Origin of the sequence: Arthrobacter sp. LAPM80, assembly GCF_046736435.1 — a bacterium.
Classification (GTDB): domain Bacteria; phylum Actinomycetota; class Actinomycetes; order Actinomycetales; family Micrococcaceae; genus Specibacter.
On the sequence record NZ_JBCHVD010000004.1, the window covers coordinates 68,520 to 85,845 of the forward strand.

Below are 17,326 nucleotides of genomic sequence, written 5' to 3' on the forward strand. Positions count from 1 at the left end.
GGTGGCAGACACCAGTAGCGGTGACATTTCTCAAAGGTCGGTGCGCGAGCCCTGATTCGGCGGGTATGGGTCAGAGCGTGCAGCCCACCAGCACAGGTTCCGGCACCAGTGTGATGCCAAAGACGCGCACGACGCCGTCCCGCACCTCCCGCGCAACCGTTAGGACGTCGTCGGCGCTTGCCCCGCCACGGTTCGTGACGGCGAGGGTGTGCTTGGTGGACAGGGAGGCGCGCGGCGGGGTCCCGGCGTCGCGCGTTCCGCCCTGCAGCTCACCCGCCAGGCCGAAGCCCTTGGAGAACCCCGCATGCTCGATGAGCCAGGCTGCGCTGAGCTTCACGAGCTCCCCGACCGGCCAGCGCGGGGTGTCGGCGGGCAGGGTCGCGGCAAGTTCGGGCGTGACGATGGGGTTGGTGAAGAAGGACCCGGTGGAGAAGGTGTCGCGGTCCCCGGGGTCAAGGACCATGCCCTTGGACGCGCGCAGGGCCAGGACAGTGCGGCGCAGCTCGAGGGAGTTGGCGCGCTTGCCAATCTCGACGTCGAGGCGGCGGGCCAGTTCTGCGTACTTCACGGGTGCGCTCATGCGGCCCAGCAGGAGCTGGAATTCAACGCTCAGGACCACGTAGCGCGGCGATCCGTTGACGGTTGCCCCCTTCAGGAGCGAGTCACGGTAGCCGAACTTGAGCTCGTGGTTTGTGAAGGTGCGGACGGCGTTGTTCTGCCTGTCCCAGGTTCGCACCGAGGCGATGGTTTGGGCGACCTCGCAACCGTAGGCGCCGACATTCTGCACGGGAGTGGCGCCGGCGCTGCCCGGGATACCGGACAACGCCTCAAGCCCGCTCCAGGCATGCAGGACGGTTTGGTGGACGAAGTCGTCCCAGTTGTGGCCGGCCTGGACCACCACGGACGCGCCCCCGCAGGAGTCCTGGGAATCAGCCTTGTATCCCTGGCTGGCAATCTGCACGACGGTGCCGGCAAATCCCTCGTCGGCAACCACAAGGTTTGAACCGCCGCCGACAATCAGCAGCGGCTCCCCGGCGTCGTCCGCTGCCCTGACCGCCGCAATGATGTCCGCCTCGGTAGTGGCCGTGATGAAATTCTTGGCGGGGCCGCCCACTGCGAGGGTTGTCAGGGAACTTAGAAACGTTTGCTCATTCACCGTTCAAGACTATCGTGTGAGGGCGTCAGCCTTGAGGTCAAGATACGCCGGCCGGCGCACCACGGGGGTGAGGAAGAAGGCGATGACCAGCATCAGCAGCACGGCCAGCAGCGAATGCAGCACCCCGACGTGTTCGGCCAGCAGGCCAAGCAGCGGCGGCCCGCCGAGGAACGCCCCGTAGCCCACGGTGGAAACCACGGACACGCGCGCGGCCGCATGCTCGGGATCATCGGAGGCAGCCGACATCGCGACGGGGAAGCCGAGCGCTGAGCCCAGGCCCCAGAAGACCAGGGCGGCGAGTGCAATTTCGGCGGTCGGCGCGACGACAAACAGGCCAAGGCCAACGACGGCGAGGGCAGCACCGACGCGCAGCACGATGACGCGCCCGTACTTGTCCAGCACGAGCGTTCCGGCGAAGCGGCCGATCGTCATGGCGGAAACGAAGATGCCGTACCCGACGGCGCCGACCGCGGCAGTTGAGTTGTAGCCGTCGACCATGGCCAGGGCCACCCAGTCACCGGCGGCGCCCTCCGCCAGGCCCAGGCCCAGCACGAGCGCGCCAAGCATTAGGGTGCGCGGATCCCGCCAGGCAGCGGCAATCTTGGCCGTCCCGGCACGCTTGGCAGCCTTGTGGGCCATGTCCACTCCGGCGGCCTTTGCGCCGTCGATGACGGGGATGGGACCTGTGCCCGGGCCGCCGCTGGAATCCGTAAGGTCCACCATGGTGCCGGAGGAGGTGAGCCTGTCAGCCTGGTAGTGACCCGCCCCGATCAGCACTGCACTGCAGACGGCAATCGCAATGACGGACACATGTATCGCCACGGGTACGTGCATGGACGCCGCCAACGCGCCGACGCCGGCGCCAACCACGGTGCCGATGCTGAACGCGCCGTGCAAGCGCGGCATGATGTGGCGTCCAAGTGCCCGTTCAACGGCAGCACCCTCAATGTTCGAGGAGGTGTTCCAACTGCCTGTCCCCAGGCCGACCATGACCAGCCCTGTGCCCACAACCAGCGCATCCGAAAACACCGTGGCACCCAAACCCATGATGATGATGCCCACTGTTTGGATGATGCTGCCCAGACGTGACGTCAGTTTTGAGCCGAGGCGCAGCACGATCAGCCCGGAGGCGGCCACCGAGACAAATGAACCCAGCGACATGCACAGCAGCATCAGCCCCACTTGGCCCGGGGTCAGGCCCAGGTCGTCGCGGATGGCGGGGATACGTGAAACCCAGGTGGCAAAGACCAGCCCGGAACCGGCGTACGCGGTGACTACACCGTTGCGCCAGGCCGTCACCTGGCTCACGCCAGGCGGACCGTGGCTTGTGCCTTGACGAGAACTTTTTGGCCCTCGAGGGTGACGGTCAAATCGATGCGTGCGGTTCCGGCGTCGGAATCCAGGGCGCCCACAACGCCGACGACCTCAACGACGGCACCCGGTGCGCCGTCGACGTCTGCGACGGGGACGGGCTTGGTGAAGCGCGTGCCATAAGACAGGACGGCGGCCGGGTCGCCGACCCAGTCGGTCACCAGCTGCACGGCGGCGCCCATGGTGAACATGCCGTGGGCGATGACGCCGGGCAGTTCCACCTCGCGGGCAAAGCGGTCGTTCCAGTGAATGGGGTTGAAGTCCCCCGAGGCGCCTGCGTACTTCACGAGGTCCGCGCGGGAGATCTCCAGGGTGCGTGAGCCGATTTCGGTGCCCACGGACAAATCTGCAATAGTTACGGCTGACTGGGTCATTACTGCCCCTCCCCACGGACCAGGATGGCGGACACGGTGGTGGCGACGGCAGCGCCGTCGACCGTTGAAATTTCGGCGCGGGTGGTGATCATGGCCCCGCCGCCCATGCCGCGGACGGTGTCCACGTGCAGTTCGGCGAGCAGTTCATCCCCGGCAACAATGGCACGGTGGTGGGTGAACCGCTGCTCGGCGTGCACCACACGTGAGAAGTCGATGCCAGAGTCGGGATCATTGATCAGGAGCGCATCCGCGCGCTGGGCGACGATGATGGCGTAGGTGGGCGGGGCCACCAGGTCGGCATGGCCCAGGGCCCGGGCCGCGGCAACATCGAAATGCGCCTCATTGCCAGCCTTGACTGCCCTGGCAAAATCGCGAATGGACTCCCTGCCAACACTGTAAATTTCACCTAAACGGTAGCTGCGCCCCTGCAGCTCGGGATTGATACTCATGGGCTAAAGCCTATCTCCCGGATGGACTCCGGCGCACACTAGGACCGCGCATCGGCCCGCATCTTGGCAACGACGGCCAGGAGTGAATCGACATCAACGTTTCCCTGGGATTCGACGTCGTCCTTGACTCCCGTGGGGAAACCAAAAAGTGCCGCGTTGTAATACAGCCCGTCCCCCAAAAGCATGACCGCACGGGCCACTGCCGGATCCCCTATGTCACTGAGGATCAGCTCGAACCAGCGGCGATGCAACTCGGCGAAAGCATGCCTGACAGTGTCATCGTCGCTTTGGATCAGCCGGTGGGTTGCAACAAGCGATCGATCGAAGGGGGTGCCGCCAAAAACGCTGGTGCGCACGTAGTAGCTGGCGCAGCCTTCGGGGTCCTGGGCCATGGCGGCGAAGTCGAGTTCGGCATAGTCGTGCAGCTTGGCCAGGAGCCCTTCCTTGAGCGCTTCCTTGCTCTTGAAATGGTAAAGCAGACCGCCCTTGGAGACGCCGGCCGCGGTGGCAACGGCGTCAAGGGTTGCGGCCCGGGGTCCGTCGCGGATGAGCAGGTCCTCGTAGGCCGAAAGCACCCTGTCGCGTGCTGTGGGTTGTGTAGTCATTGAACAAGCCTACAAGAAGTGATGAAGTACACCGTCCAGACGGTACACAAAAACCGTCCGGGAGGTTTACACTCTTAATATGGCGACGAAAGCAACCACCCCGAAAACCGATTTGCCTCAGACCCCGCCACGGGCAGGCTTCCGCACCTGGATCGCCCTGGCGGTCCTCATGCTGCCTGTCTTGCTGGTATCGGTGGACAACACGGTGCTCAGTTTCGCCATTCCCTCGATCTCACTCGCACTAACCCCCTCAGCCTCCGAGCTGCTGTGGATCATTGACGTCTACCCGCTGGTCCTTGCCGCCCTGCTGGTGCCCATGGGCAGCATGGCCGACAGGTTCGGCCGGCGCAAACTGCTGCTGATCGGCAGCACCGGCTTCGCCATCGTCTCCGTGTTCGCGGCCTTTGCCCCGAGCGCCGGCGCCCTCATCGGCTACCGTGCACTGCTGGGCTTGTTTGGCGCCATGTTGATGCCTTCAACGCTGTCGCTAATCCGCAACTTGTTCCTGCATCCGGACCAGCGCCGCAAGGCCATCGCCATCTGGGCGGCCGGCTTCTCCGGGGGCGCCGCACTTGGCCCGATCGTGGGCGGCTTCATCCTTGAGCACTTCTGGTGGGGTGCAGTGTTCTTGATGTCGGTGCCTGTGCTGATCCCCCTGCTGATCCTCGCGCCGATTTTCGTCCCCGAATCCAAGGACCCGAACCCCGGCAAGATCGACGTCGTGAGCATCCTTTTGACCTTCGGCGCCATGGTTCCGCTGATTTTCGGGATCAAGGAAATTGCCCAGTCGGGCTTCTCCGCCATCAACGTGGCACTCATAGTTGCAGGCATTGCCCTCGGCACGTTGTTTGTGCGCCGGCAGCTTCGCCGCCCGAACCCCATGATGGATGTGACGCTGTTCCAGAATCCTGTCTTCAGCGGCAGCGTGGGTGCGAACCTGCTGAGCATCTTCGCCCTGGTCGGATTCCTGTACTTCATCACCCAGCACCTGCAGCTGGTGGTGGGACTTTCCCCCACCCACGCCGCTTATGTCCTGGTCCCCGGCTTGGCCATCACCATCGTTTCGGGTCTTCTGGCAGCGTCGCTGGCGGGCCGGTTCAAGCCGGCCTACCTGGTGGCAGGTGGCCTGCTGCTGAACGCCACAGGCTTCCTGATTGTCTGGCTGAACACCGACGGATCGGTCATTGGCATCATCGCCGCGTTTGCCGTCCTCGGCGCCGGGGTGGGCATGGCGGAAACCATCTCCAACGACCTAATCCTCGCGGCGGCCCCACCGGCCAAGGCGGGTGCGGCGTCGGCAATCTCCGAAACAGCGTACGAGGTGGGCTCGGTGCTTGGAACGGCCGTGCTGGGCAGCATCCTTGCCGCGGCCTACAGGATGAACGTGGTGATTCCTGCCGGGCTCCCGGAGGCACAGGGCACCACAGCCTCCCAGACTCTGGGCGGTGCCATCGATGTCGCAGGCACGCTGCCCCCACAGCAGGGCACCGCGCTTCTGGAGTCGGCCAAGCACGCCTTCGACTCCGGATCCGGCACCGTGGCCATGGTCAGCGTTGTGCTCATGCTCGGTGCGGCCCTGATGTGCCTGTGGACCCTGCGCAGCGCGGACGCAAACCCGGAGCCGGTCAACCACTAAAGCAAGACCTGACAAAGCCTCAAGGTGCACCGCCACGTTCGAAACTGCAGCTGATGCGATAAATTGGGCTGATTTATCGCATCAGCTGCAGTTTGAAACGCAGGCGCCGGGCGGGCCGCGTTATTTCTGCTGGCTGCGCTTCTCTGCAGCCTTGAGTTCCTTGCGGATGCTACGCCCGCGCAGGCCAAGGGAGGCCATGTGGCACAGCAGCCCAACGCCGATGAACGGCAGGGCGATGTAGGTCATGGCGGCCGTGGAGGTGATGGCACCAAGAATGATGATGATGATGCCGATGAAGGTCAGGCCCATTCCGCCAAAAACAGCGTATTTGTAGCCAGCCGGAGCGGTTTCCCAGAAGTCGTTAAGCACGGTCCAAGTCTACTGGCCGAGGGACCCGAAACGAGCGCAGCGAGTTTTGGGAGGCCAGTAGACGCTACCGGCCGAGGGACCCGGTGGGCCCACGGCCGCGAGGGGCCCGCCGCGAGCTTGCGAACGGTGGGAGCGGTCGGGGAGCGCAGCGAGTTTTGGGAGGCCAGTAGACGCTACTGGCCGAGGGACCCGGTGGGCCCACGGCCGCGAGGGGCCCGCCGCGAGCTTGCGAACGGTGGGAGCGGCCGGGGAGCGCAGCGAGTTTTGGGAGGCCAGTAGACGCTACTGGCCGCGAGCTTGCGAACGGTGGGAGCGGCCCGGGACTAGAAGAGCGACTCCTGCAGCGCCGGCACGTCAGTGCTGTAGTCGCCGAAGTTGATCCTGCGGCCCTTGAGTCCACCGAGGTCGACCAGGAACTCACCCTCCACGCCATCAAGGCCCACCAGCGCGGTGGGCCCAAGCATGGATTCCAGCCGCATGCCGTGCTCCCCCGCATCCAGTGGCTGCGGGTAGGCGGTGCGGCGGCCCGGCTGTGCCACGGCCTCCGACAGCCCGCTGCGCACCCATTGCTCGTCCACAGGTTCGAAGCCGTCAAGTGGCAGGCCGGCCACGTAGTCGCGCACGACGTCGGCCATCGCCTTGTTGCTCTGCTCAAGGTGCAGGGGTGGCCGGGGATGCAGCAGTGCGGCAAACTTGGCGGCGCCGCGCACGAACTGCACGGGCGGCAGGTTCGTCGATACCGCGTCCTCGAGGTTGCGGACCACTGAACCGTCGCTGGCACGGGCCACATAGCGGGCCACGAGGGCTCCCTGCTCGGCCAGTCGCGTCCACTTGCTGCGGTTTGAGGCTGTACCGACCTTCGTGGTGCCGTCGGCGAAGGTGGCAATGTAGAGCCAATGCTGTTGGGCCAGGTACAGCTTGAGGCCGGCAGGTGCGATGCCGCTGCGGTGGAAGTCGTGCATGAACCTGAAGTCGTCCTTGGCGAAGCAGGTCCCGCACTGGAATCCACGTTCGGCCGCCAGCCCCGTGGGGCAGGGGGAATGCACGGACTCTTCCGGTCCCTGCACGCTGGTGAACCCCAGACAGTATCGGGCCGGGACGCCGTCGCCGGACGCCACACTGAACCGCAGCCAGTGCCCGGGTTCCAGCGGAAGGCGGGTGTCGCCGTCGTGCGTTGTGAGTGACAGCGAGGGCCCGCTTGGACCCCAGCTCACCGCGCGCACCAGCCCGCCGCCGGCCGGCCCCTTGGACATGGTGCTAGAGCGCCGGCTGGACACCGTAGGCGACGGCGAGCTTCATGATCTTTTCGGCGCGGCCCAACCGCGGCAGGTCGGAGCCGTCGCGGATGACTCCGCCGCGGGCGTTGAAATCGTTCATGAAGTCCGTGGCCCAGGCGACGTCTGTCGGGGTGGGGCTGATGACCTCGTTGATGATGGTCGTCTGGTCGATGGCAAGGGCCAGCTTGCCGGTCATGCCCATGGAGACAGTGATGGCCGACTGCTCGCGCAGGATCGGGTGGTTGGTGCCCACGGTGGGGCCGTCGATGGGGCCGGGCAGGTTACCGACACGGCTGGCCACGACGAGCTTTGCTCGGGGGTAGGCCATGGCTTCGCGGTCCGCGGCCATGCCGGTGTCGCGTCGGAAGTCCCCTGATCCAAAGGCGAGGCGGAAGGCACCTTCAGCGCGGGCGATGTTGTTCGCCTCCTCAATTCCGAGGGCGGATTCCACCAGCGCCAGGACGCGGGTCTTGCCGTCGAGGCGGTGGTAGGTCTCCTTGACCTGTTCAGCCTGCTCGGTCTTGGCCAGCATGACGCCGAGCAGGCCGGGGGTGTTGCGGAGGGCAGCGACGTCGTCGGCCCAGAACTTTGAGTGGACGTCGTTGATGCGGACCCAGGCCTGGCCGCCGTTGCGCAGCCAGTTGATCACGTCCTCGCGGGCGTCGTCCTTCTTCTTCGGGTCCACTGCGTCTTCAATGTCAAGCACGACGGCGTCTGCGCGGGAGGCCGCGGACTCGTCGAAGATCTCGGGGCGGGTCGCGGGCACCAAAAGCCACGAGCGGGCGATTTCAGCCGGGATGTTGCGGGTGCGGACGGGTGCGGGGGTGGCTTCGTGGCCGAAAGTGCTGGTCATATATCTACCGTATACGGCAAGCGGTAAAGATTCGACTTTCCTTTCCACAACGTCTACTGCCTTCCATTGGCCCAATGCTCCAGTTGGAGAGGGCGGACCGGCCTGCAACCGTGCGCCGCTACGATGGGGACAACGCAACCGAGTGAACGGGCACTTCATGACCATTTCCAGGGCCCGTACGGACAGTTCGGGGCTCAGCTTCCGCCGTTTCACGCCCGCAGACATCCCGGCCGTGCACGAATACTGCTCCGATCCCGAAGTGGTCCGCTGGTCCACGTGGGGTCCCAATACGCTGGTGCAGACGACGGCGTTCGTCGAGGATGCGGCGCGGCCCCTACCCCAGGCTGATTTGTCGGCCTTCACGCTCGCCGCCGTGCTGAACGGAACGGCCATCGGCTCAGTATCCATATGGACCACCGACCCGCACGACCGCAATGGCGAACTCGGTTACACGCTCCATCGCGCCCACTGGGGCCGCGGCTACGCCACCGAAGCCGTCAGCCAGCTGCTGGGGCTCGGATTCGGCCCGCTCGGCCTGGAACGCATCACAGCCACCTGCCACCCGGGGAACATCGGTTCAATCCGAGTGCTGCAAAAGAGCGGCTTCACCCAGGAGGGCGTGCTGCGCTCCCACAGGCTCGTCCACGGGACCCGGCGGGACTCGCTGCTGTTCTCAATCCTGCGTGATGACCCCCATAGCGAAGCTGTTGCGGGCAGCACCCGCTAGCAGCACCCCTGGACGGCCGGGGCAAAACGGCACCGGAGATTCCAAAAGACGTCGTCCTTGACGGAACAGCCGCCCTGCCCGATGATCTCCGGTCTGCCGGGAAGCCTGACAACCCAGGGGCGCTGACCGTCCTTCTCCCATGTGGCCATGAACTGCTCCAGCGTTGTGCGGGTCTGCTCAACGTCTACCTGCCGAAGGCTGGTGAAGTGGGTCCACACCCGGGCATCACTGCAGATGGCATGCATCCCGTCAACGTCCTCCATGTTGGGACAGGATCAGGCGCTACGTTGTCTGCATCGGTATTTCCTAACTTTCCGGCATGACCATGGTGCGCAGGTCAAGTTGCCGCAACACCCTGTCAACCACCTCGGGATCGGCATCGGGTTCGTTGCGGGCGCTCAGGACCTCGCTGCGCGCGGCGTCGAGAGCGATGGTTTGGACGGCGATCGCCAATTCCCTGCCACGTCGGCGGCGCTCGTCCTGGTCCTCGTTCTTCAAGCTCCCATCGAGCAGTTCGGCATGCAGACGCTGCATCTTTGACTTGACCAGGGCGATCTTCTCCATCGGCAGTTCCTTGATCAGCGCATGGTCGCGCAAGGCGGCAACTGCTGCCTCCTGGGCGCGCAGGGCTAGGACCGTGGCCGCCTGACGCTCCTCGGCGCCGTCGTCAGTTGCCTTAAGAGCCCTCATGAGCCACGGCAGGGTCAGTCCCGGCAGTACCAGCGTGATGAGCAGGACGGCGCAGGCCACCACAATGATCTCGTGCCTGGCAGGGAAGTCTGCACCGTTGGGCAGGGCCGTTGGCAGCGCGAGGGCCAGTGCGAGTGTGGCCAGGCCGCGCATTCCGCACCAGGTGAGAATCACGACGTCCTTGAGGCTGGTTGGCGGCAGGTCGCCGTCGCCTTTCCGGGAGGCCAACGCCAGCAGGCCAAACCACAGGAACCTGACAAGTATGACAAGCACGCTGATGGCCGCAGCCAGGGGGAGCATGCCCCAAATCGCCGAGCCTTCCTCCTTGATGACCTCGCGCATTTCCAGCCCCACGAGGCCAAAGGCCAGCCCTGTCACCAGCAGTTCAACAACGTCCCAAAAAGCGGCGCGCGTGATGCGTTCGGTCGCGTCCTCCGCGCGGGCATGGCGCTTCATTTCAAGGGCGGTGACGACGACGGCGATGACGCCTGAGGCATGCACCTCCTCGGCCAGGATGTAGGCGGCAAAGGGCACCACGAGCGTCACTGCACTGCGCGCAACCGGGGAGGTGATGAGCCTTGTAATCAGGCCCGTGACCCAGCCCATGACCATGCCAACCAGCACGGCAACGGCCGCACCGAGGAGGAACTTCCCCACAACGCCGATCCCGAACGGTTGGCCGTCCATGGCGCTGGCGACCGCCGCCTGGAAGATGACGATGGCCGCGGCGTCGTTGAACAAGCCCTCGCTTTGGAGCACCGTGATGAGTCTGCGCGGCATGTGGACACGGCCGGCAATGGAATCAACGGCGACGGGATCGGGCGGGGCACACATGGCACCCAGGGCGACGGCGGCAGGGATTCCAATGGCGGGGACCAGCAGCCAGGCCGCTCCCGCCACCATGATCGTGGACACCACGATCAGAGCCACCGCCAGCAGCAGCAGTGTCCGCCAGCGGACCTTGAAAACAGCCCAGGAGCTCTTCTGCGCAGTGGCGAAAAGCAGTGGCGGCAGGAAGATCGGCAGGATCAGCTCGGGATCGATGCGCAGGTCCGGGAACCCGGGGATGAATGTCAGTGCCCCGGCCATGATGAGCATGAGCACCGGATAGGGCAGCCTGAGCTTGTCCCCCAAGCCGACTGCAACCACTGTGGCGAAAAGGAGTCCAATGATAAGTACAAACTGTTCCACGCGTCTTACTTTACGGGGTCAGGGCTTCCTCGACAGGCACAGTCCCGTCGGTGAATTCGATGGTGCGGCCCGTTGTCTCGGCCCGCTGCAGAACGGCCGCCGCGACGAGGGCAACGTTGGCACGTGAAGTGTTTCGTGGCGCCTTGGGATCCCGCTCGGCGGCCGGAGTCGGATCCACCTGAGCCGTGGCAGGATCCTGGGTCAAAGCGCCCGGAGCCAGGATGGTCCAGGGTAGGGCACCAACACGTAAGTGGGCATCTGCAGCGGCCTTGGCCTCGGCGTAGGCAAAGAAGCTGTCACCCTCAGGCACGCCGTGGTCGGGCCCGGCGCCAAGGTAGGAAACCATGACGTAGCGGCCAACCCCCGCCGCGGCGGCCGCATCCATGGACCGGATGGCGGCGTCACGATCAACCGCAAAGGTGCGCGCAGGGTCCCCTCCCCCGGCACCGGCGGACCAGATGAGCGCATCCTGCCCCGCGAAAAGTTCGGTGAGTTCGGCAACCGAGGAGGATTCGACGTCGTGCACCACCGGGACGGCACCGGTTGCTGCGACGGCGTCGCTCTGGGCGGCGTTGCGGATCACCGAGGTGACCTCCATGCCGGCAGCCGTCAATAGGGGTGCAAGCAACAACGCGATCTTTCCGTGCCCGCCAATGATCAAGACTTTTTTCACTGCTGCTCCTTCTGGTGGGTCGAACCGTTCGGCCTGCTTCCCAGTACATACCGTTTCCAGCACGAGGGCTACCTCCTGGGGTAGCGGATACAAAAAAGCCCCTCCCTGCACTTGGCAGGAAGGGGATTTTATTCTGTAGCGGCACCGAGACTCGATCTCGGGACCTCACGATTATGAGTCGTGCGCTCTAACCAACTGAGCTATGCCGCCATAAATGAGAGTGGCCCGTGCCGCCCCGGTCAAAACCGTCTTGACACGAGCCTTACTCATTTGCGAGCCCCCCACCGGAATCGATCCGGTGACCTCGTTCTTACCAAGAACGCGCTCTACCACTGAGCTAGGGGGGCAACGAGAAAATACTTTACCAGTGGTTTTGCCTGATGCGAAATCGGAGATTCCCCCCAAGCACCACAGAGCCCCAATCAGGTGCGCCAATGACCCGAATCGAATCTCCATTCATCGCCAAAATCCCCTAAATATCAAGAAATTTCACCTCTTCGCAACGTTGCTCATGAGTTGCGTCACATGGAACTTCCGTCGGCAAAAGGGAGGTGAAAATGACAACAAAAAGGCCGGCTGCCTTGTGGGCAGCCGGCCTGTTAGCGCGGGTTTTTAGTTCCGCAGGGAGTGGTATTTACCACTTGCCCTTGCTGTTGAAGTTCTGTCCGCCTTCGTGGCGGGGACGGCGGTCGCCGCCACCGTGGCCCGTGTGGCCCTGGCCGCGATCGCTGCTGAAGCCGCGGTCGTTGCCGCGGTCGGCACCGCGGTCAGCGCCACGGTCGTTACCGCCACGGTAGCCTCCACGGTCGCCGTCGAACTTCTTCTTGAAGCCGCCCTGGCCGCGATCGTTACGCTCTTCACGGCCCTGGTACGGGGCGCCTGTTGCGCCGCCTGAGGGGCGACGGCCCTTGTCCAGTTCGAGGTTGATGAGCTCACCGCTGATGCGGGTGCGGCTCAGGGCCTTCCACTGATCCTTGCTCAGGTCTGCGGGCAGTTCAACCAGCGTGTGGTCGGCGCGGATGTCAATGCCGCCGATCTGCGAGGAGGACAGGCCGCCTTCGTTGGCGATGGCGCCAACGATGGAGCCGGGCATGACGCGCTGGCGACGGCCTACCGAGATGCGGTAGGTGGCGTTACCTTCGGTCAGCGTGCGGGTCGGACCACGTGAGCCGAAGCCGTCCTTGGCGCGGTCCTTCTTCTGGTATTCGGGGGCTGCGGGAAGGTCGTTGACGAGCAACGGCTGGTTGCCCTGAGCCATGACGGCCAAGGCAGCGGCAATCTCCGACGCCGGAACGTCGTGCTCCTGCTCGTAAGAGGCAATCAAGTCGCGGAACTTGGCAACATCCTGGCTGGCCAGGGTTTCGGTGATCTTCTCAGCGAACTTGCCCAGGCGCAGCGAGTTGATGGTTTCCGCGGACGGCAGGTGCATCTGGTCCACCGGCTGGCGCGTAGCCTTTTCAATGGCGCGCAGCAGGTACTTCTCGCGCGGGGTCATGAACAGAATCGCGTCGCCGGATCGGCCGGCACGGCCCGTACGGCCAATGCGGTGCACGTAGGACTCGGTGTCATGCGGAATGTCGTAGTTGATGACGTGCGTGATGCGTTCCACGTCAAGGCCACGGGCTGCAACGTCGGTGGCAACAAGGATGTCGATTTTGCCACTGCGGAGCGCTTCGATGGTTCGTTCACGCTGCTGCTGCGGAATGTCACCGTTGATGGCAGCAGCCTGGAAGCCGCGGGACTTGAGCTTGTCAGCCAGGTCTTCGGTGGCCATCTTGGTGCGTACGAACGCGATGACGCCTCCGAACTCTTCAACCTCGAGCACGCGGGTCAGAGCATCGAGCTTGTGCGGGCCCATGACCTGCAGGTAACGCTGGCGGGTATTGGCGCCGGTCGTGGTCTTGGACTTGACCGTCACCTCGGCCGGGTTGTTCAGGTACTGCTTGGAGATGCGGCGGATCTGGCCGGGCATCGTGGCGGAGAAGAGGGCAACCTGCTTCTCCTTCGGTGTCTGGGAGAGGATCTGCTCAACGTCTTCGGCGAAGCCCATGCGCAGCATCTCGTCAGCTTCATCCAACACCAGGTACTGCAGCTTGGACAGGTCCAAGGAGCCCTTTGAAAGGTGGTCGATGACGCGGCCGGGGGTACCGACGACAACCTGTGCACCGCGGCGCAGGCCAGCCAGCTGGGGGCCGTAGGCAGAGCCACCGTAAACGGGCAGTACTGAGAAGTTGTCCATGTACTTGGCGTACGACGTGAATGCTTCGGCGACCTGAAGGGCCAATTCACGGGTAGGTGCCAAGACCAGGATCTGGGTGTCCTTGGTGGGACCGTTGAGGTCCATGAGCTCAGCCATGCGGGACAGGGCGGGAACTGCGAATGCTGCAGTCTTACCGGTACCGGTCTGGGCCAGGCCGACGACGTCGCGGCCTTCAAGCAGCAACGGAATGGTTGCGGCCTGGATGGGTGAGGGCTTCTCGTAGCCAACATCGTTCAGGGCAGACAGCACGCGGCCGTCAATACCCATGTCGGCGAAGGTTACTTCGTTTACTTCTTCCTCCACGGCGGGAGAGTTATCGGTCAAGTTTTCGGGCATGGTCAAGATGTCCTCATTCATAGGGCGGGCGGCGAGGTTGCCGCACTGCATAAAATCCAGCCGCTACTCGGCATCCCGGGCAGGATCTCGCGCCATGTGCGCACCGTTGGTGCGGCCGCCAGTGTTGTAAAAACCAACACTGCATGGCGTTTCTTTGCCGGCAATCCCCTATGAACGCTACTTGCCCGCTCAACTTCCGCGGGCCCCAAACACTTCAGGCTCCTGCCTCAAAAATTGGGCAGAAAATAAAAGGAGATACCGGAGTGGGGGATAGTTAAATTGTAGGGCATACCTAACCTTCACGATACAGGGAAAGGCGATGGGAGCCCGTGAGTTTCGGCACATGCACTTTCTCAAGCACGACGGCGGGACCTCCCGCGGGTGCCTGACCTCCACAGGCCCGGCGTCAGCGAGCTGCTGCCGCAAGGATCTTCGGGAACCGCGTCAAGTAGTCGGCGGCCAGGGTGAGGGTCCCGGCGTCGTGCAGTGCCTGAAGGGCGAGCACGTCCCCCACTGTGGGGTCGGCGAAGAACTTTCCAACAGTGATCCCGTGGTCAGGCACGTGCTCAACAGTGATGACGTCCCCGGTCTGGATGGTTCCCTTGTGCAGCACGCGCAGGTACGTGCCGATCCGTCCTTCCTCGGTGAACCGCTTCACCCAACGCGGCTCCCCCATGCGGCGGGCGAACGTGGCGCACGGGACGCGTGGTGAGGTCACTTCAAGCAGCACGTGGGCACCGATCCGCCAGTGCTCGCCGATCACGGCACCCGTGGCATCGATGCCAAGGGTGCGCAGGTTCTCGCCAAAAAGACCCGGCGGAATGTCCCGCCCCAGTTCGGCGCTCCAGTATTCGGCATCCTCTTGCGCGTAGGCGTAAATGGCCTGATCCAATCCGCCGTGGTTTTTCCTATCCGCCTGGAGATCGGCGTAGAGGCCCAGCGGTCGCACCCGGACCGGACCTTCCACTGCGCGTTTATCGATCGCCGTCACGCCCACTGTCCCGGCGTCGGGGTGCAGTTCGTGGACGCGGCAGACAGCCAGGACGGACCCGGCAGAGGAATCACTCATGCGATAAAACTACCCGGAAGGCGGCTCAATACGCCACGCCGGCTCCGCGGGCGAACGTGCCAGGATCCCCGATCATCGCGAGCATGGCATGGGCGAACCTGCGTCTTAACGGCCGACGGCGGCTGGTGTCGGCTCAGGCCGAAGGCAACTTGACCGCTTCGTCCAAAACGTCGGACTCCGAGGCCCAGCGCGGCAGGAAGGATGCCGCGGCGGCCGCAAGGACCATGCCGCCTGCCATGATCCACATGGTGGACGTGAAGCTGTCGATGAACACGGCCGACTGGCTGTGGGCGGTGCTGGCATCGAGCGCGTCGAAGAAGATGGTGCCGATGATGGCAACACCCAGGGCGCCGGCGAGCTGGCTCGTGGTGTTGAACAGGCCCGAGGCGCTGCCGGCGAACTTGGCGGGGACCTCGGAAAGCACGAAGATGCCCACCGGCGCCACGACCATGCCGAATCCGGCGCCGCTCAGGGCCAGGCCGGCGATGAGGTGCCAGGGTGTCACGGTTCCGCCGACGGACTGGACGGTGAAGATGAGCACCACAAAGCCGATGGCGATCACGAGCGGGCCCAGCTGCAGGACGACGCGGCCGATCTTCCTGGCAAGGATGGCCGCGGAGATGCCGGCCAGCACGGGAACCATGATGGAGAACGGGATCATGGTGAGCCCTGCCTTCAGGATGGGGTACTCCAGCCCGAGCTGCAGGAACAGGGTCTGGATCAGGAAGAAGCCGTTCATGGGGATGAAGAACAAGAACATCATCGCGATGCCCGCGGCGAACGGACGGCTCTTGAACAGCGAGACAGCCACGAGCGGCTCTCCCCCGCGCATTTCCTCACGGCGTTGGAGCAGCACAAAGCCGGCCAGCACCAGCACGCCGAACGCCATGGTCAGGAACGTCCACAGCGGCCAGCCCTCCTCACGGCCCATGGTCAGGGGGTAGAGGATGCCCAGCATGCCCACCGCAAGAATGACGACGCCGGACAGGTCAAGCCTGTGCCGCACGGGAGCCACCGATTCGGGCACGTATTTCACGGCGCAGATGACGGCGAAGATGCCCACGGGGATGTTGACGAAGAAGATGGTGCGCCAGCCCCAGCCAAAGAGGTCCGCGTTGGTCAGGATGGCGCCAAGGATGGGACCCGAGACGGCGGCAACACCGGCGAGGGCTGAAAACCCTGCCATGGCGCCGGCGCGCTCCGACGGCTTGTACATGACCTGCAGGCTTGAGAGCACCTGCGGGATCATGGCTGCCGAGGCGAAGCCCTGCAGCGCGCGGGAGGCGATGAGCATTTCGGGGTTCATCGCGGCACCGCACAGCACCGATGCCACGGTGAAGGCCACAAGGCCGATGATGAAGACCTTCTTGCGCCCGTAAATGTCACCAAGGCGTGAACCCGTGATCAGGCCGATGGCCAGGGCCAGGGTGTAGGAGGCAACCATCCACTGCAGCTCGGCATTTTGGGCGCCGAGGGCACGCTCAATGTCAGGCAGGGCGACATTGACGATGGTGGCGTCGAGCAGTTCCATGAACGATGCCATGAACAGGGAGACAAGGGCGATGGTGCGCGCCTTGCCAATGGGCGGTGCTGCGGATTTCATGCAGTTTCCTTCGGGTTTTTGTGATGCAAAAAAAAGTGTGGCGGCGCCGGGATTACCCGTGGTGTTCGTTGGCTTCAGACAGGGCTGCCAGGGATTCCCGGCTCCACGTCATGGCGCCCGAATCCAGCCCGGCAAGGATCTCGTCGAGGAATTCAAGTTCCATGGTGCGGGCGCGCGCAATAAGTTCGGCATCCAGCAGGACCACGCGGGGCAGGAAGCCGGCCACGGCATCCAGCTCCCCTTGCAGCTCGTAAACCTCGGCGGCGACGGCGTCGCGGCGGGTGCGCAACAGCCCGGCCAGTTCGCCCGGCTCAAGTACCGGGGCGTGGGCCAGCGCCGCATGGAATTCAGGGAAGCCTCGCTTGGGCACAGAGAGCATGTCGGTGAGCCATTCGCGGGCGGCGACGCGTCCGGCGTCGGATATTTCATAGACGGAGCGTTCGGGGCGGGAGCCGTCGCGCTCAACCTCGGCGACGCGGATCAGCCCGTCGCGGGCCAGCCGCTCAATGGTGCTGTAGAGGCTGGCACGCTGGCTGACGTTGATGACCCTGTCCTTGCCGCGCAGGGTGATGAGCTGCTGCATGCGATAGGGATGCATGGGCCTTTCCAGCAACAGGGCCAGCACGGCAAGCGCCAGAGGCGAACGTTTAGTCATAGTCATAATATTACTAATACGTTTATGACCAG

At 64.4% G+C, this 17,326-nt stretch carries 17 protein-coding genes and 2 tRNA genes; 2 read left to right on the top strand and 17 right to left on the bottom strand.

Features of this window, described 5'->3' with window-relative positions; all coding sequences use genetic code 11:
• Positions 1–70: 70 nt before the first annotated feature.
• From AAGW05_RS05925 to AAGW05_RS05945, 5 genes are read right to left on the bottom strand one after another with little or no spacing between them, the layout of a single operon-like run.
• Positions 71–1,156 (bottom strand): UDP-N-acetylmuramate dehydrogenase, encoded by a 1,086-nt coding sequence (locus AAGW05_RS05925; protein WP_411803563.1) that lies wholly within the window; start codon positions 1,154–1,156, stop codon positions 71–73.
• Between the two features lie 9 nt (positions 1,157–1,165).
• Complete coding sequence (locus tag AAGW05_RS05930; RefSeq protein WP_411803564.1) at positions 1,166–2,464, bottom strand: MFS transporter; 1,299 nt, start codon at positions 2,462–2,464, stop codon at positions 1,166–1,168.
• Positions 2,461–2,901, bottom strand: coding sequence for a MaoC family dehydratase (locus tag AAGW05_RS05935; RefSeq protein ID WP_411803565.1), 441 nt, complete (start codon positions 2,899–2,901; stop codon positions 2,461–2,463). The genes AAGW05_RS05930 and AAGW05_RS05935 overlap by 4 nt, the downstream gene beginning before the upstream one ends.
• A complete protein-coding gene (locus tag AAGW05_RS05940; RefSeq protein ID WP_411803566.1) occupies positions 2,901–3,350 on the bottom strand; it encodes a MaoC family dehydratase N-terminal domain-containing protein in 450 nt (149 codons plus the stop codon). Before AAGW05_RS05940 ends, AAGW05_RS05935 begins: the two co-directional genes overlap by 1 nt.
• 38 nt (positions 3,351–3,388) lie before the next feature.
• Positions 3,389–3,955, bottom strand: a complete 567-nt coding sequence (locus tag AAGW05_RS05945; RefSeq protein ID WP_411803567.1) for a TetR/AcrR family transcriptional regulator — start codon at positions 3,953–3,955, stop codon at positions 3,389–3,391.
• Positions 3,956–4,034: 79 nt separating this feature from the next.
• Between AAGW05_RS05945 and AAGW05_RS05950 the strand changes: the two genes are divergently transcribed.
• Entirely contained in the window at positions 4,035–5,591 is a 1,557-nt protein-coding gene (locus AAGW05_RS05950) for an MFS transporter (protein WP_411803568.1), read from the top strand.
• 120 nt (positions 5,592–5,711) lie between these two features.
• Here the strand turns inward: AAGW05_RS05950 and AAGW05_RS05955 are convergent, their stop codons facing one another.
• The 3 genes from AAGW05_RS05955 to AAGW05_RS05965 all read right to left on the bottom strand — a co-directional run bounded on the left by AAGW05_RS05955 (position 5,712) and on the right by AAGW05_RS05965 (position 8,090).
• A complete protein-coding gene (locus AAGW05_RS05955) occupies positions 5,712–5,960 on the bottom strand; it encodes a DUF3188 domain-containing protein (protein WP_411803569.1) in 249 nt (82 codons plus the stop codon).
• A gap of 323 nt (positions 5,961–6,283) precedes the next feature.
• Positions 6,284–7,213, bottom strand: a complete 930-nt coding sequence (locus tag AAGW05_RS05960) for a DUF2797 domain-containing protein (protein WP_411803570.1) — start codon at positions 7,211–7,213, stop codon at positions 6,284–6,286.
• Between the two features lie 4 nt (positions 7,214–7,217).
• Positions 7,218–8,090 (bottom strand): HpcH/HpaI aldolase/citrate lyase family protein, encoded by an 873-nt coding sequence (locus tag AAGW05_RS05965; protein WP_411803571.1) that lies wholly within the window; start codon positions 8,088–8,090, stop codon positions 7,218–7,220.
• 157 nt (positions 8,091–8,247) lie between these two features.
• On the opposite strand from AAGW05_RS05965, the gene AAGW05_RS05970 reads away from it, so the two are divergent.
• The gene (locus tag AAGW05_RS05970) at positions 8,248–8,817 is read left to right on the top strand and encodes a GNAT family N-acetyltransferase (RefSeq protein WP_411803572.1); all 570 of its coding nucleotides are present in this window, start codon (positions 8,248–8,250) and stop codon (positions 8,815–8,817) included.
• Here the strand turns inward: AAGW05_RS05970 and AAGW05_RS05975 are convergent.
• From AAGW05_RS05975 to AAGW05_RS06015, 9 genes are all read right to left on the bottom strand, one after another.
• Positions 8,814–9,080, bottom strand: a complete 267-nt coding sequence (locus tag AAGW05_RS05975) for a GNAT family N-acetyltransferase (RefSeq protein ID WP_411803573.1) — start codon at positions 9,078–9,080, stop codon at positions 8,814–8,816. The genes AAGW05_RS05970 and AAGW05_RS05975 overlap by 4 nt on opposite strands.
• A 43-nt stretch (positions 9,081–9,123) precedes the next feature.
• The gene (locus tag AAGW05_RS05980) at positions 9,124–10,698 is read right to left on the bottom strand and encodes a Na+/H+ antiporter (protein ID WP_411803574.1); all 1,575 of its coding nucleotides are present in this window, start codon (positions 10,696–10,698) and stop codon (positions 9,124–9,126) included.
• Between the two features lie 10 nt (positions 10,699–10,708).
• Positions 10,709–11,371 (bottom strand): NAD(P)H-binding protein, encoded by a 663-nt coding sequence (locus AAGW05_RS05985; protein WP_411803575.1) that lies wholly within the window; start codon positions 11,369–11,371, stop codon positions 10,709–10,711.
• 136 nt (positions 11,372–11,507) lie between these two features.
• Positions 11,508–11,581, bottom strand: a tRNA-Met gene (locus AAGW05_RS05990).
• A gap of 65 nt (positions 11,582–11,646) precedes the next feature.
• Positions 11,647–11,718, bottom strand: a tRNA-Thr gene (locus AAGW05_RS05995).
• A 287-nt stretch (positions 11,719–12,005) separates the two neighbouring features.
• Positions 12,006–13,967: a DEAD/DEAH box helicase gene (locus AAGW05_RS06000; protein WP_411803576.1), complete on the bottom strand. Its 1,962-nt coding sequence runs from the start codon at positions 13,965–13,967 to the stop codon at positions 12,006–12,008.
• Between the two features lie 406 nt (positions 13,968–14,373).
• Entirely contained in the window at positions 14,374–15,036 is a 663-nt protein-coding gene (locus AAGW05_RS06005; protein WP_411803577.1) for an MOSC domain-containing protein, read from the bottom strand.
• A 133-nt stretch (positions 15,037–15,169) separates the two neighbouring features.
• The gene (locus AAGW05_RS06010) at positions 15,170–16,639 is read right to left on the bottom strand and encodes a DHA2 family efflux MFS transporter permease subunit (RefSeq protein ID WP_411803578.1); all 1,470 of its coding nucleotides are present in this window, start codon (positions 16,637–16,639) and stop codon (positions 15,170–15,172) included.
• Between the two features lie 52 nt (positions 16,640–16,691).
• Positions 16,692–17,294, bottom strand: a complete 603-nt coding sequence (locus AAGW05_RS06015; protein WP_411803579.1) for a PadR family transcriptional regulator — start codon at positions 17,292–17,294, stop codon at positions 16,692–16,694.
• Between the last annotated feature and the right edge of the window lie 32 nt (positions 17,295–17,326).

Coding starts and splice junctions, on each gene's coding strand:
- AAGW05_RS05935 (WP_411803565.1), bottom strand. CDS start 2,901: ATGACCCAGTCAGCCGTAACTATTGCAGATTTGTCCGTGGGCACCGAA.
- AAGW05_RS05940 (WP_411803566.1), bottom strand. CDS start 3,350: ATGAGTATCAATCCCGAGCTGCAGGGGCGCAGCTACCGTTTAGGTGAA.
- AAGW05_RS05945 (WP_411803567.1), bottom strand. CDS start 3,955: ATGACTACACAACCCACAGCACGCGACAGGGTGCTTTCGGCCTACGAG.
- AAGW05_RS05950 (WP_411803568.1), top strand. CDS start 4,035: ATGGCGACGAAAGCAACCACCCCGAAAACCGATTTGCCTCAGACCCCG.
- AAGW05_RS05960 (WP_411803570.1), bottom strand. CDS start 7,213: ATGTCCAAGGGGCCGGCCGGCGGCGGGCTGGTGCGCGCGGTGAGCTGG.
- AAGW05_RS05965 (WP_411803571.1), bottom strand. CDS start 8,090: ATGACCAGCACTTTCGGCCACGAAGCCACCCCCGCACCCGTCCGCACC.
- AAGW05_RS05970 (WP_411803572.1), top strand. CDS start 8,248: ATGACCATTTCCAGGGCCCGTACGGACAGTTCGGGGCTCAGCTTCCGC.
- AAGW05_RS05975 (WP_411803573.1), bottom strand. CDS start 9,080: ATGGAGGACGTTGACGGGATGCATGCCATCTGCAGTGATGCCCGGGTG.
- AAGW05_RS06000 (WP_411803576.1), bottom strand. CDS start 13,967: ATGCCCGAAAACTTGACCGATAACTCTCCCGCCGTGGAGGAAGAAGTA.
- AAGW05_RS06005 (WP_411803577.1), bottom strand. CDS start 15,036: ATGAGTGATTCCTCTGCCGGGTCCGTCCTGGCTGTCTGCCGCGTCCAC.
- AAGW05_RS06010 (WP_411803578.1), bottom strand. CDS start 16,639: ATGAAATCCGCAGCACCGCCCATTGGCAAGGCGCGCACCATCGCCCTT.
- AAGW05_RS06015 (WP_411803579.1), bottom strand. CDS start 17,294: ATGACTAAACGTTCGCCTCTGGCGCTTGCCGTGCTGGCCCTGTTGCTG.